This is a genomic window from Streptomyces sp. NPDC046716 (assembly GCF_040645755.1).
Classification (GTDB): domain Bacteria; phylum Actinomycetota; class Actinomycetes; order Streptomycetales; family Streptomycetaceae; genus Streptomyces.
In genome coordinates this window covers 57,742-70,287 of sequence record NZ_JBEYYU010000027.1, presented here as the reverse complement: position 1 = coordinate 70,287, position 12,546 = coordinate 57,742, and the positions used below count along the sequence as shown (strand labels likewise).

The 12,546-nt window shown below is 72.3% G+C and carries 12 protein-coding genes; 7 read left to right on the top strand and 5 right to left on the bottom strand.

Annotation, left to right across the window (positions count from 1 at the left end; genetic code table 11):
* Positions 1-120 precede the first annotated feature (120 nt).
* The gene (locus ABZ930_RS21190) at positions 121-1,596 is read right to left on the bottom strand and encodes an MFS transporter (protein ID WP_361549899.1); all 1,476 of its coding nucleotides are present in this window, start codon (positions 1,594-1,596) and stop codon (positions 121-123) included.
* 140 nt (positions 1,597-1,736) lie between these two features.
* Between ABZ930_RS21190 and ABZ930_RS21185 the strand changes: the two genes are divergently transcribed.
* Positions 1,737-2,825 (top strand): glutamate--cysteine ligase, encoded by a 1,089-nt coding sequence (locus tag ABZ930_RS21185; protein ID WP_361549897.1) that lies wholly within the window; start codon positions 1,737-1,739, stop codon positions 2,823-2,825.
* 27 nt (positions 2,826-2,852) lie between these two features.
* Here ABZ930_RS21185 and ABZ930_RS21180 read toward each other — a convergent pair whose 3' ends face one another.
* On the bottom strand, positions 2,853-3,299 hold the full coding sequence (locus tag ABZ930_RS21180; protein ID WP_361549895.1) for a DUF1772 domain-containing protein: 447 nt from the start codon (positions 3,297-3,299) through the stop codon (positions 2,853-2,855).
* A 91-nt stretch (positions 3,300-3,390) separates the two neighbouring features.
* Between ABZ930_RS21180 and ABZ930_RS21175 the strand changes: the two genes are divergently transcribed.
* A complete protein-coding gene (locus ABZ930_RS21175; RefSeq protein ID WP_361549893.1) occupies positions 3,391-3,969 on the top strand; it encodes a TetR/AcrR family transcriptional regulator in 579 nt (192 codons plus the stop codon).
* A 5-nt stretch (positions 3,970-3,974) separates the two neighbouring features.
* Here the strand turns inward: ABZ930_RS21175 and ABZ930_RS21170 are convergent, their stop codons facing one another.
* Positions 3,975-4,883, bottom strand: coding sequence for a helix-turn-helix transcriptional regulator (locus ABZ930_RS21170; RefSeq protein ID WP_361549891.1), 909 nt, complete (start codon positions 4,881-4,883; stop codon positions 3,975-3,977).
* A 219-nt stretch (positions 4,884-5,102) separates the two neighbouring features.
* Here ABZ930_RS21170 and ABZ930_RS21165 point away from each other — a divergent pair, with 219 nt between their 5' ends.
* On the top strand, positions 5,103-6,077 hold the full coding sequence (locus ABZ930_RS21165) for an aldo/keto reductase (protein WP_361549889.1): 975 nt from the start codon (positions 5,103-5,105) through the stop codon (positions 6,075-6,077).
* 42 nt (positions 6,078-6,119) lie between these two features.
* Positions 6,120-7,148, top strand: coding sequence for an alcohol dehydrogenase catalytic domain-containing protein (locus ABZ930_RS21160; RefSeq protein WP_361549887.1), 1,029 nt, complete (start codon positions 6,120-6,122; stop codon positions 7,146-7,148).
* A gap of 27 nt (positions 7,149-7,175) precedes the next feature.
* Here the strand turns inward: ABZ930_RS21160 and ABZ930_RS21155 are convergent, their stop codons facing one another.
* Together ABZ930_RS21155 and ABZ930_RS21150 are read right to left on the bottom strand one after the other, a co-directional pair.
* Positions 7,176-7,661, bottom strand: coding sequence for a DUF3291 domain-containing protein (locus tag ABZ930_RS21155; protein ID WP_361549885.1), 486 nt, complete (start codon positions 7,659-7,661; stop codon positions 7,176-7,178).
* A gap of 31 nt (positions 7,662-7,692) precedes the next feature.
* On the bottom strand, positions 7,693-8,376 hold the full coding sequence (locus ABZ930_RS21150; RefSeq protein WP_361549883.1) for a transcriptional regulator: 684 nt from the start codon (positions 8,374-8,376) through the stop codon (positions 7,693-7,695).
* 431 nt (positions 8,377-8,807) lie between these two features.
* Between ABZ930_RS21150 and ABZ930_RS21145 the strand changes: the two genes are divergently transcribed.
* From ABZ930_RS21145 to ABZ930_RS21135, 3 genes are all read left to right on the top strand, one after another.
* Entirely contained in the window at positions 8,808-10,172 is a 1,365-nt protein-coding gene (locus ABZ930_RS21145; protein WP_361549881.1) for a bifunctional o-acetylhomoserine/o-acetylserine sulfhydrylase, read from the top strand.
* Positions 10,169-11,353, top strand: a complete 1,185-nt coding sequence (locus ABZ930_RS21140; protein WP_361549981.1) for a homoserine O-acetyltransferase — start codon at positions 10,169-10,171, stop codon at positions 11,351-11,353. The genes ABZ930_RS21145 and ABZ930_RS21140 overlap by 4 nt, the downstream gene beginning before the upstream one ends.
* Positions 11,354-11,492: 139 nt before the next feature.
* Entirely contained in the window at positions 11,493-12,533 is a 1,041-nt protein-coding gene (locus tag ABZ930_RS21135) for an NADP-dependent oxidoreductase (protein WP_361549879.1), read from the top strand.
* The last annotated feature ends 13 nt before the right edge of the window (positions 12,534-12,546 follow it).

Below are 12,546 nucleotides of genomic sequence, written 5' to 3'. Positions count from 1 at the left end.
GCTCGGAGCGGTGTCGGGCGCTCGCGTCACCGGGTTCGCCGGGCGGTGCCGGGCCGCGGCTCCGGTTGTCCGATGCGCACTGGATATCAAGGCTCGTGGAGGGCCGCCACGCGGGCCGGTTCAGTTCTGCGAGAAGTGGACCGGGGTGTTGACCACCTCGTCCGGACAGTTCGCGCGCCGCATGTTCCGCCGGTCCCTCAGCCAGTCGAACGTGGCGAGTGCGAGCGAGGCCAGCATCGCGACAAGTGCGGCGATCAGCGCCACGAAGAGGGCGCTTCGGTAGTCGTCGTCACGTCCCAGGACCAGGTAGAACAGGCCCGGCAGGGCCGCGGTGCCCACCGCGGCGCCGAGCCGCTGTCCGGTCTGCAGCGCGCCTCCCGCGGCGCCCGCCATGCGGACCGGCACGTCCCGCAGGGTCATGGTGATGTTGGGAGAGACGACGAAACCTCCGCCGATGCCGCCGAGGAAGAGCGCCGGCGCGGCGAGCCAGGGAGCCGTGTCCACGGGCGCGTAGCGGAGCAGCAGTGCCGTGCAGCCCAGCCCGACGATGACGCCCGTGAGACCCCACACGGTCAGTCGGCGCCCGAACCTGTCCACCAGGCGTCCGGCGATCACCGCCGCGCTCGCGGAGCCCAGGGCGAACGGAGTGACGGCGAGCCCCGAGCGCAGCGGGGAGAAGTCGAGGCCGTGCTGGTAGTAGAGCGCGAAGACCAGCCAGACTCCGCTGAACCCGATGAAGTACAGCGTGCCCACACCGGCGCCGATCGCGTAGCCGCGCACGGTGGTGAACAGGCGCGGGTCGAGCAGCGGCTGCCTCTGCCGGGCGACGAGGCGCCGTTGCCACCAGGTGAAGACGGCGAGGACGGCGGCGCCGACGGGGAACAGCCACCACAACCGTCCGATGCCGCCGGAGTCGGCCTGGACCAGCGGATACATGACGGCCAGGACGCCCGCACCGAGGAGCAGGATGCCCGGAACGTCGACGGAGCCCTTGCCGGTCCGCCGGACCCGGGGCAGGAGGCGGCGTCCGAGCAGGATGGCGACGACACCGATGGGGACGTTGACGTAGAAGATCCAGCGCCAGCCCTGCGGTCCCGAGGCCAGGGCGAGGATGGCGCCGCCGGTGATGGGGCCGACGGCGGAGGAGATGCCGACGATCGCGCCGAACAGGCCGAACGCACGGCCGCGCTCGGCGCCGCGGAACAGCTGCTGGATGAGCGCCGAGTTCTGCGGGGCCATGCAGCCGGCGGCCAGGCCCTGGGCGAGCCGGGCCAGCACCAGGGACGTGACGTCGGGCGCCGCGCCGCAGGCCGCGCTGCACAGGACGAACGCTCCAAGCGCCAGCAGGAAGATGCGCCGTCTGTCCAGGGCGTCCCCGAGGCGTCCGGCGGTGACCAGTGCGAGGGCGAAGGTGAGGGCGTAGCCGGACACCACCCACTGCACCTGTGCGGCCGAGGCGTCCAGATCGCGCTGCACGGTCGGCAGGGCGACGGCGACGATGGTGACGTCGAGCAGGCTCATGAATCCGGCCACGAGAGTGACCCAGAGCGCCTTCCACCGTCGCGGATCCGGTACGTATGTGTCCGACCCGGGCATGGTCATCAGGCTCCGCTCTTCGGGGTACGCGTGCCGGGTTCCCCACTGCGTGCAGACCTCATGCTCCACAGTCGAACAAAGATCGCAAAGCGGCGCACCCGGAACCGGAGACGCGACAGAGACGTGAAGGGACGTGACGTATGCGCAGTGTCGGGGTGGAAGAGGAACTGCTGCTCGTGGACCGCGACAGCAGCGAGCCGCGGGCCCTGTCGAGCGCGGTCATGGCCGTCGCTGCCCGTGAGGGCGACGGCGATTTCGAGGCGGAGCTGCACCGCGAGCAGTTGGAGTTCAACACCCGCCCGCACCGGTCGATGTCGCAGCTGGCCGAGGAGATCGTCCGGTCGCGCACGGCGGCCGCCGATCACGCGGAGAGGCTGGGCGGCGCCGCCGTCGCGCTCGCCACCTCTCCCCTGCCGGTGAGTCCCACCGTCGGCACGGGTCAGCGCCATCAGTGGCTGGCGCGGGAGTTCGGTCTGACCACGCAGGAGCAGCTGACGTGCGGCTGCCACGTCCATGTGGAGGTCGAGTCGGACGAGGAGGGCGTCGCCGTGTTGAACCGGCTGCGCCCCTGGATGTCCGTACTGGTCGCGCTGAGCGCCAACTCGCCCTTCTGGCAGGGCCAGGACACCGGGTACAGCAGCTACCGCAGCCGGGTGTGGGGGCGCTGGCCGACCGCCGGCCCCGTGGAACTCTTCGACGACGCCGCCGCCTACCACCGCGAGGTCCGGGCCATGGTCGCCACCGGGGTCGTACGGGACCGGGGCATGGTCTACTTCGACGCGCGCCTCTCCGCCGCCCATCCGACCGTGGAGGTGCGCGTCGCCGATGTGTGCCTGGAGCCGTTCACGACGGTCCTGCTGGCCATGCTGGTACGCGGCCTGGTCGAGACGGCCGCCCGTGACTGGCGGGCCGGGGAGCCCGCCGCGACGCACCCGGTGTCGCTGCTGCGCCTCGCCGGCTGGCGCGCGGGCCGGTCGGGGCTGGACGGCGACCTGGTGTGCCCGCGGCTGATGCGTCCCGTACCGGCCCGGACGGCGGTCGAGTCCCTGCTGGAGCACGTGCGGCCCGCACTGGAGGACGCCGGTGACCTCGAGGAGGCCCGTGCCCTGCTGTCGCGGCTGCTGCGCGACGGGAGCGGTACGCGCGTGCAGCGCGAGGTCTTCCGGCGCACCGGCGGTCTGCGCGAGGTCGTGACGGAGTGCGCGCGCCGCACCCACAGCGGCATGTGACGCGAGGCACCGTCGCGGCCCGTGGGCTCAGACGAGGGCCACGACCAGCAGGGCGAAGGCGGCGATGATGACGGCGACGCGGACGTAGTGGTAGCGGTCCCAGCGGCTCATCTGCTCCTTCCAGTCCTCGGGCCGGTTCTCCGGGGTCCAGGTCTTGCCACGGTTGTTGATCGGGACGAGCAGCAGGACCGACATGGCCACGCTGACGAGCAGCAGCGCGCCGGAGGTGATGACGAGGCCCGTGCCGCCGTGGTGCCGTCCGGCGAAGGCCCAGATCGCGACCAGGACGAGCGAGCCGATGTACCAGAACGGCATCACGGCACCGAGCATCCTGCCCCCGTGGGCGCGGGCGAGCTGGCCGCTGTCCTCGGGAAGGGCGTTGAAGATCCGGTTCATGACGAAGGCGACGGAGAACTCCACCCCCACCATCACGCCGACGGTCACGGTGGTGAACACCTCGAGTGCGTTGAGCATGACGATCCCTCCGAGAATCTAGCGTTGCTAGCCGATGTGGCAACGCTAGCGCTACTGCCGCTCGATTGTCTAGCAGTGCTAGGATCGCTGCATGTCGGTACAGGAACGCAAGGAGCGCGAACGGGCGGGCCGCGAGCGCCTCATCGTGGCCACCGCCCGCGAACTCGCCGAGCAGCAGGGCTGGGACGCGGTCACCACCCGCCGGCTCGCCGAGCGCATCGAGTACAGCCAGCCCGTCCTCTACAGCCACTTCCGCGGCAAACGCGAGATCATCGGCGCCGTCGCCCTCGAAGGCTCCACCGAGCTGGCCGCGGCGTTGCGGGCCGCGACCGCCACCGCGGAGGACGCCCACACGCGGGTCACCGCTCTCGCCCGCGCCTACCTCGACTTCGCCGCACGCAACCCGGCGGTCTACGACGCCATCTTCCAGCTCGACGGCGGACTGGCCTTCGCGGACGAGGACACGCCGGAGCCGCTGAAGGACGCCTTCGCCGCCCTGTTGGAGAACCTCGACGAGGTCGCCGGGGACGACGTCCCCCCTCCCCTGTTCACCGAGACGTTCTGGGCGGCCCTGCACGGACTGGCCACCCTCACCCGGGCGGGACGGCTGCCCCCGGCCGACACCGAGCGGCGCGTGGCGCTCCTGGTGGACCGGCTCGCCCTCCGCTGAGCGCCCTACGACTCCCGGCCGGTGACTTCGGGGGTGGCCGTGGGCCGTTCACCGGGACGGGGCGCCGTCATGTCGAGCAGCAGCAGGGCGTCGTGGTCGGGGCTGCCGGGTTCGGCGGTGTAGACCCCGATGCGCTGGCCGGGGGTGCCTTCGACGTGCAGTGACTGCGAGGTGAGCGTGACCGTGCCGACCCGGGGGTGCTGGAAGACCTTCTGCGCGGGCTTGCGGCCGGTCACCTCGTAGCGTTCCCACAGGCCCGCGAAGTCGGGGCTCTTCAGGAGCAGTTCACCGACGAGGGTGGTGAGGTCGGGGGCGTCGGGAGCGGTGCCCGCGACGGCGCGCAGCCGGGCGACGCACCCGGTGATCTGGCGATCCCAGTCCGGGAACAGGTCGCGCGCGGCCGGGTGGAGGAAGAGATAGCGGGCGAGGTTGCGGTGCTTGGCAGGCCAGTCCTCCATGCCCGCGTACAGCGCGAGCCCGCCGGGGTTCCAGGCCAGCACGTCCATGCTGCGGCTGATCACCATGGCGGGGTGGGGGCGCAGCGACTCCAGCAGCAGCTTCAGGTGGGGCCGCACCGTGCGGCTGGGAGCCGGGGGCGGTTCGGACACGTAGCGGGCCGCTCGGGCGGCGAGTTCGCGCAGGTGCTGGTGTTCCTGGTCGTCCATGCGCAGGGCGCGGGCGAGGGAGTCGAGGACGGCCGGGCTGGGCCGGGTCTCCTTGCCGCGCTCCAGACGCACGTAGTAGTCGATGCTGATACCGGCGAGGGTGGCCAGCTCCTCGCGCCGCAGACCGGGGGTGCGGCGGACCCCGGCGCCGACGGTGAGGCCGACGTGCCCGGGACTGGTCTGGGTGCGGCGGGCGCGCAAATAGCGGCCCAGCTCGGCGCCTTCGCTGTGCGCGCTTGCGGTTGCCATGACTCCAGTCTCCCCCGTGGGGCGTCCGCCGCGCGGACGGAAGGGGGGCCCTGTCATGACCCCCGAAGGACGCGGCCTGCCACACCGGAGCGATCCGCGCGAAGGTGAGTGCGGGAAGACGCCCGCCCCTTCGGTGCCGCCCGCGTTCCGACCGGCACGACCTGCCGGTCCGGGCGAGACTGAGAAGCCGGGCACCACTCTGGATCGGAAGAGGACGAGATGCGGTACGTCAAACTGCGTGACCTGGAGGTTTCCCGGATCGGCCTGGGCGCCATGGGCATGTCCCACGGCTACACCGGCGCGGGCACCGATGACGCGGAGTCGATCAGGACCGTGCACCGGGCGCTGGAGCTCGGCGTCACCCTCGTCGACACCGCCGAGGTCTACGGCCCGTACACCAACGAGGAACTGCTGGGCCGGGCGCTGAAGGGACACCGCGACAAGGTGGTGCTGGCCACCAAGTTCGGACTGATCTCCCACAGCGGCGGGACCGGGCCGCTGGATTCCAGCCCCGCCAACGTCCGCGCCGCCGTCGAGGGCTCCCTGAAGCGGCTGGGCACCGATCACATCGACCTGTACTACCAGCACCGGGTGGATCCGAACACGCCGATCGAGGAGACCGCGGGTGCCGTCGGCGAGCTGATCGCCGAGGGGAAGGTCCGGGCCTTCGGTCTCTCGGAGGCGGGCCCGGACACGATCCGCCGCGCGCACGCCGTGCAGCCGGTCACCGCGGTGCAGTCGGAGTACTCCCTGTTCACCCGCGGAATCGAGCAGCGTGTGCTGCCCGTCCTGCGCGAGCTGAACATCGGGCTGGTTCCGTTCTCCCCGCTGGGCCGCGGCTTCCTGACCGGGGCGGTCCGCTCCGTCGACGAGTTCGACGAGAACGACTTCCGCCGTGACAACCCGCGCTTCACGGGCGAGAACTTCCGGCACAACCTCGCGCTCGCCGAGGAGGTCAAGGCCCTGGCCGCCGAGGCCGCCGTCACGCCCGCACAGGTCGCGCTGGCCTGGCTGCTCGCCCAGGGCGAGGACATCGCCCCGATCCCCGGCACCAAGCGCGTCGCGCGGGTCGAGGAGAACACCGCCGCGGACGCCGTCACGCTGACCGCCGAGCAGCTCGACCGGCTCACCGGCATGCCGCCGGCCGCGGGCGACACCCACAACGCGGCCCAGGCGCGGATGCTCGAACGCTGATCGACCACCCCTTCAGTACGACCCCGTTGGGAGCCCCCACCGATGCGTGCAGCAGTGATGTACGGAGCCGGCGACGTCCGCGTCGAGGACCGGCCCGACCCGAAGATCGTGAAGCCCGCCGACGCCGTGGTCCGCGTCGTCGCCGCCTGTGTGTGCGGCAGCGACCTGTGGCCCTACCGGTCGATGCCCGCAACCGACACCGGCCGCCCCATGGGGCACGAGTTCCTCGGCGTCGTCGAGGAGACCGGCGCGGACGTGCGCGGACTGACGGCGGGTGACCTGGTCGTCGCCCCGTTCACGTACAGCGACAACACGTGTGACTACTGCGCCAGGGGGCTGCACATCTCCTGCCGGGACGGGGGCCGGTACGGCTTCGACGGCGTCGACGGCGGGCAGGGCGAAGCGGTCCGTGTCCCGCACGCGGACGGCACCCTGGTGAAGCTGCCGGTGGCCGCCGACTCCGCGCTGCTGCCCTCCCTGCTGGCCCTGTCGGACGTGATGACCACCGGCCACCACGGCGCGGTCACCGCCGGCGTCGGCCGCGGCGACGTGGTCCTCGTCGTCGGCGACGGCGCGGTCGGACTGTGCGCCGTGATCGCCGCGCGGCGGCTCGGCGCGGAGCGGATCGTGCTCGCCGGACGCCACGAGACCCGGACCGAGCTGGGCCGTCACTTCGGAGCCACCGACGTGGTCGCCGCGCGCGGCGAGGAGGGCGTCGCCCGCATCCGGGAACTGACGGGCGGCGTCGACAAGGTGATCGAGGCCGTCGGCACCCGCCAGTCCCTCGACACCGCCCTCGGCGCGGTCCTGGACGGCGGCACGATCAGCCGTCTCGGGGTGCCGCAGTACGAGGAGGGCCCGATCGGCCCGGCCGAGTTCATGCGGAACATCACCCTGACCGGCGGCGCCAGCCCCGCCCGTGCCTACATCGAGCAGCTGCTGCCCGACGTCCTGGACGGCACCATCGCCCCGGGCCGCGTCTTCGACCGGGAGTTCCCGCTCGCTCACGTGCCGGACGCCTACCGGGCCATGGCCGACCGCCAGGTGCTCAAGGCACTCGTCCGCCCCTGACCCCGACCGCTCCCCCTCCGGCCCCGGCTACAGCGCAGCCGGACGGGGAGCGGCTTCGGCGGCGGTGTAGGAGGAGGAGAAGGTGAACGCGCGGGCGGACGGCCCGTCGGCGCGCAGGGCCGCCAGCCGGGCCAGGGCCTCGTCCACGGTCGGGATGTGTCCTGCGGGGATCCACCAGAGCACCAGGTGCGCCTCGACGTGCCGGGCGAACCACTCGCGCCGCCGGCGCATCACTTCCAGGTGTCCGCTGCGGTAGGTGAAGTCCCACAGGGCCTCCTGGGTCTCCCACACCGACAGGTTGACGACGACGTCCTCGCCCGCCGGGCGCAGCCCGGTGGCGTCGGGCGCCCCTTCCTCCACCAGCCGCCACACGAAACCGGGGGCGCTGTCGGCGGCGGCGTTGATCGGGTTCAGCTGTTCGACGAACGACGCCATGCTCGGGTCGTCGAAGGGCTGGCGCAGCGTGACGACATTGAGCTCGGCGAGGTGGGCGGCGCGCGGGGATGTGGTCATGGTTCATCCCAGCACGGCCCGCATTTCTATGTCAATGCTCGTTGTTTTTAGAATCTTCCAGCACGACGCAGCACTCCCCGGGCCGGGCGTCCATGCGGGCGCGGACCGGGCCGTCCTCGCCGATCAGCCCTTCGAGGAGTGCGAGATTCATGCCGCAGACGAGCGGCGGGAAGCGTTCGGCGACGGAGTGGAAGGGGCAGTTGCGCATCCGGACGACGCGCGGGCCGGCGTCGGCGTGCTCCTCCAAGTCCCCTTCCAGGTACGGCTCGTAGCCACGCGCGGCCAGCACCTCCATGACCTCGTCGAAGCCGCCGCACGGCGCCGCGGAGTCGCGGAGCGCCTCGCCGCGTCGGCGCGCCGACGCGAAGAGCCCGGTGTCCAGGCCGGCCTCCTCGGCGGCCTCGGCGAGCAGTTCCGCGGCGGTGCGGTAGTCGCGGGCGGGCAGCGACACCGACCGCTCGACCGCGGCCCGGGTGTACACCTTGGCCGGGCGGCCCGCCCCCGGGCCCGAGCGGCCGGTCAGACGACGACTGCCGCTGTCCAGCAGCCCGGCCTCGGTCAACCTGTCCAGGTGGTGGGCGGCGAGGGTGCGCGCCACTCCGGTCGCCTCGGCCGCCTCGTTGCGGCCGACCTCGCGGCCCTGCGCCGCCACGTACTCGTACAGGCGGCGCCGCACCGGATCCTGCAAGGCCGCGATCGCATCGATGTTCTCCACCCGCCCAGTCTATGAACAACACATGTTGGCGGTAGAAAGACCGGGGCCCGTCCTGGCGCCCGACGTCCGCGCTGTGGTTACCTGACGGCATGACCGTGCTCGTGACCCGTCGCCACGTCGACTACGTGCGTGTCACCACCACTGGTTGTCACGCCGCGAGCTGACGACGCGCTCCGGCCCCGGACCTGCCTTCTGACCAGCGGAAGACAGGTTTCCGACAGGTCCGCGCCCCGTCTCTGACCGGGTCCTGACCGGCCTCCCCCCCCCCGCCGTACGGCACTCAGCGGCACCCGCATGCCGGGTGGTCCGCCGCCCGTGCGCGGCCCCACGGTCCCGGCCCCGCGTCTCCTTCCTCCCGGAGCTCCGACTCCGGTGTTCCCGACTGCTGTTCGGCCGTCCGTCCGCCCCACCTCCGTCCAGGGAGCTTCGCCATGAGCCAGCCCATCGACTCCGTCACCGCCGGCCACACCCCCGAAGAAACGCCCGCCGGGCCCGACACCTCGGCCTGGTCGTTCGAGACCCAGCAGATCCACGCCGGGGCGGTGCCCGATCCGGCGACCGGCGCCCGCGCGACCCCGATCTACCAGACGACATCGTTCGTCTTCCGCGACACCCAGCACGCCGCCGACCTGTTCTCACTGGCAGAGCCCGGCAACATCTACACGCGCATCCACAACCCCACCCAGGACGTCCTCGAGCAACGGATCGCCGCACTGGAAGGCGGTGTCGCCGCCGTCGCGCTGGCGTCCGGGCAGGCCGCGGAGACGCTGGCTCTGCTGACCCTGGCCGGCTCGGGGGACCACATCGTCTCCAGCACCTCGCTGTACGGCGGCACGTACAACCTCTTCCGTCACACGCTCCCCAGGCTCGGCATCGAAGTGTCCTTCGTGGACGACCCCGACGACGCGGAGGCGTGGCGGGCCGCGATCCGGCCGCGCACCAAGGCGTTGTTCGCGGAGACGCTGGGCAACCCCCGCGGCAACGTGCTCGACGTGCGGGCGGTCGCGGACGTCGCCCACGAGGCCGGTGTGCCGCTGGTCGTCGACAACACGGTCCCCACGCCCTATCTGCTGCGGCCCATCGAGCACGGCGCGGACATCGTCGTGCACTCCGCGACCAAGTTCCTGGGCGGACACGGCACAGCGATCGGCGGTGTCGTCGTCGACGGCGGCACCTTCGACTTCGGCGCGCACGCCGAGCGGTTCCCGGACTTCACCGAACCCGACCCGAGCTACCACGGCCTCCAGTACTGGCCGGCCCTCGGCCCCGGCGCCTTCGCCGTCAAGCTCCGGGTCCAACTGCTGCGCGATCTCGGCCCTGCGCTGTCCCCGCACTCCGCGTTCCTGCTGCTGCAGGGCGTGGAGACGCTGAGCCTGCGCATCGAACGGCACACGGAGAACGCGCTCGCGCTCGCCCAGTGGCTGGAGCAGCGGGACGAGGTCGCCGCCGTGCACTATCCGGGGCTCGAGTCCAGCAGGTGGTACGAGGCGGGGCGGACGTACCTGCCGCGCGGATCCGGCGCCGTCGTCTCCTTCGAGCTGCGGGACGGCGTGGAGGCGGGCCGCAGGTTCGTGGACGCGGTCGAACTCTTCAGCCACCTCGCCAACATCGGCGACGTCCGCAGCCTCATCATCCATCCGGCCTCCACCACCCACAGCCAGCTCGACGAGGAGCAGTTGGCGGCCACCGGCGCCTCCCCCGGCCTGGTGCGTCTCTCGGTCGGCATCGAGAACCTCGCCGACCTGAAGGCGGACCTCGAAGCGGGATTCCGCGCCGCGAAGGGCGCGTCCTCCTGAGCACCGCACCGACGCCCTCCGGGGTTCCCCTCCCGCCGGCCACCGGGGCCTGGCAGGAGGGGGACCCGCCCGGTCGCCGCCAGTGGTACGAACACCCGGCTCCGCTGCCGCTGGAGGCGGGCGGTGAACTGGCGGGCGTACGGCTCGCGTTCGAGACGTGGGGGCGGCTGGCGCCGGATGCGTCCAACGCCGTGCTGGTGCTGCACGCGCTCACCGGCGACAGTCATGTCGCGGGCCCGGCAGGACCCGGGCATCCCACGCCGGGCTGGTGGGACGGTCTCGTCGGCCCGGGGCTCGCCCTGGACACGGACCGCTGGTACGTCGTGGCCCCGAACGTCCTCGGTGGCTGCCAGGGCAGCACGGGACCCGCGTCCCGCTCGCCCGACGGACGGCGATGGGGCGGCGCCTTCCCGTTCCTGACCCAGCGCGACCAGGTGGCGGCCGAGGCCCACGCGGCCGACGCGCTCGGCATCGACCGCTGGGCCCTGGTGGTCGGCGGCTCGATGGGCGGGATGCGGGCGCTCGAATGGGCGGTGTCGCGCCCCGAGCGCACCGGCGCGCTGCTCCTGCTCGCCACGACGGCCGCCGCGAGCGCCGAGCAGATCGCCTGGGCCTCGATCCAGTTGCACGCCATCCGCTCCGACCCGCACTGGCGGCACGGCCACTACCACGACACGGGCCGCGGGCCGGCCGTCGGACTGGCCCAGGCCCGGCGGCTGGCCCACCTCACCTATCGCAGCGAGCCGGAGCTCCACGTCCGCTTCGGCCGCCTTCCCCAGGGCACGGAGGACCCGTGGGACGGCGGTCGCTATCAGGTCGAGTCGTACCTCGACCACCACGCCGCCAAGCTGGTGCGCCGATTCGACGCGGGCAGCTACGTCGTGCTGTCCGAGGCCATGAACAGCCATGACGTCGGGCGCGGCCGCGGTGGCGTGCGGCGCGCCCTGCGCCGGGTTACCGCCCCGACTCTCGTGGCCGCCGTCGGTTCCGACCGCCTCTATCCGCCCTCTCAGCAGGCGGAGTTGGCATCCGGCATTCCGACGGCCGACGCCGTCCGCTCGATCGACTCCCCTCATGGGCACGACGGTTTCCTCATCGAAGGGGAACAGGTCGCCTCGCTCGTGGGCGAGTTGCTCCCTCACTCGCGCAGCAACCTGAAGTCGGGCCCCAGGGCGGGGTGATGGCGCGCACCACGTCGGCCGCGCTGCGACGTGGCGGTGTTCGGTGGCTCCCTGGGCGAGTCCGTCGCTTGCCCCTCACCCGCACGTCAAGGGTTAGCGTCCGCGCAGCGTGCTCGGTCAACGGCTCCGGAGGTCAGCCATGTCCACACCGTCACCCTCGTCGCCCTCGTCGCTCAGTCGCGAGATCCACCTGGTCAGCAATCCCGTCGGGCTGCCGGCTCCGGAGCACTTCCGGGTCGCCGAGGTTCCCGTGCCTCGCCTCGCCGAAGGACAACTCCTCGTACGAAACCGGCAGTTCCTCGTCTTCGCGGGGCTGCGCACGCTGGTCTCGCGCCAGGGCGAAGGGTTTCCGTTCCCGCCGCTGAAGCCCGGGGAGCCGTTGTTCGGCCCGGCACTCGGTGAAGTGGTGGCCGCGGGGCCGGGGGCCACCGGCGTACCTGTCGGAGCTCTGGTCAGGCACCTGCGGGGCTGGCGGGAGTACGCCGTGGTCGACGCGGACGCGGTGCAGATGGTGCCGGAGGGGCATCCCGATCCGGTGGCGCTGCTCTCCACGGCGTCCGCCGCGTACGGGACGCTGACCCGGCTGACCCGGTTGCGCGAGGGCGAGACGGTTCTCGTGACGGGAGCGGCGGGCGGGGTCGGCTCGCTGGCAGGGCAGGTGGCCCGGCTGCTCAGTGCCGGACGGGTGGTGGGCACGACTCGCAGCCCGGACAAGGCGGAGCGGCTGCGCAAGGAACTCGGGTACGACGCTGTCGTGGTCCCCGGAACGGATTCGCTGACCGACGGCCTGGCCGAGGCCGCGCCGGACGGCTACGACGTGATCGTCGACAACGTCGGGGGCGAACAGCTCACCGCGGCTCTGGAGGTGGCCAGGCACGGTGCCCGGGTCGGCCTGGTCGGAGCGCTGTCCGGGCAGTTCGACCCCGCGCTCTCCGGCGGCACCTCCCCCGCGCTGATCGACACGTACCTGCTCCTCAGGAAGTCGGTGTCGCTGCACGGCTACCAGGGTGGCGACCACCCCGGTGTGGAGGAGGAGTGGCGCGAGAAGCTGGCGGACTGGCTGCGTACGGGGGACATCATCCATCCGTACGTGACACTGCCGGGCATGGACCGGGCGCCGGGGGCGTTGCAGGAACTGCACCAGGGACGGCACTTCGGAACCCTGGTGGTGCAGATCTGACCGGAGCGGGCCA

What these genes read in the sequence shown, in the direction of transcription:
- ABZ930_RS21190 (WP_361549899.1), bottom strand. Translation starts at nt 1,596, where the DNA reads ATGCCCGGGTCGGACACATACGTACCGGATCCGCGACGGTGGAAGGCG.
- ABZ930_RS21185 (WP_361549897.1), top strand. Translation starts at nt 1,737, where the DNA reads ATGCGCAGTGTCGGGGTGGAAGAGGAACTGCTGCTCGTGGACCGCGAC.
- ABZ930_RS21180 (WP_361549895.1), bottom strand. Translation starts at nt 3,299, where the DNA reads ATGCTCAACGCACTCGAGGTGTTCACCACCGTGACCGTCGGCGTGATG.
- ABZ930_RS21175 (WP_361549893.1), top strand. Translation starts at nt 3,391, where the DNA reads ATGTCGGTACAGGAACGCAAGGAGCGCGAACGGGCGGGCCGCGAGCGC.
- ABZ930_RS21170 (WP_361549891.1), bottom strand. Translation starts at nt 4,883, where the DNA reads ATGGCAACCGCAAGCGCGCACAGCGAAGGCGCCGAGCTGGGCCGCTAT.
- ABZ930_RS21165 (WP_361549889.1), top strand. Translation starts at nt 5,103, where the DNA reads ATGCGGTACGTCAAACTGCGTGACCTGGAGGTTTCCCGGATCGGCCTG.
- ABZ930_RS21160 (WP_361549887.1), top strand. Translation starts at nt 6,120, where the DNA reads ATGCGTGCAGCAGTGATGTACGGAGCCGGCGACGTCCGCGTCGAGGAC.
- ABZ930_RS21155 (WP_361549885.1), bottom strand. Translation starts at nt 7,661, where the DNA reads ATGACCACATCCCCGCGCGCCGCCCACCTCGCCGAGCTCAATGTCGTC.
- ABZ930_RS21145 (WP_361549881.1), top strand. Translation starts at nt 8,808, where the DNA reads ATGAGCCAGCCCATCGACTCCGTCACCGCCGGCCACACCCCCGAAGAA.
- ABZ930_RS21135 (WP_361549879.1), top strand. Translation starts at nt 11,493, where the DNA reads ATGTCCACACCGTCACCCTCGTCGCCCTCGTCGCTCAGTCGCGAGATC.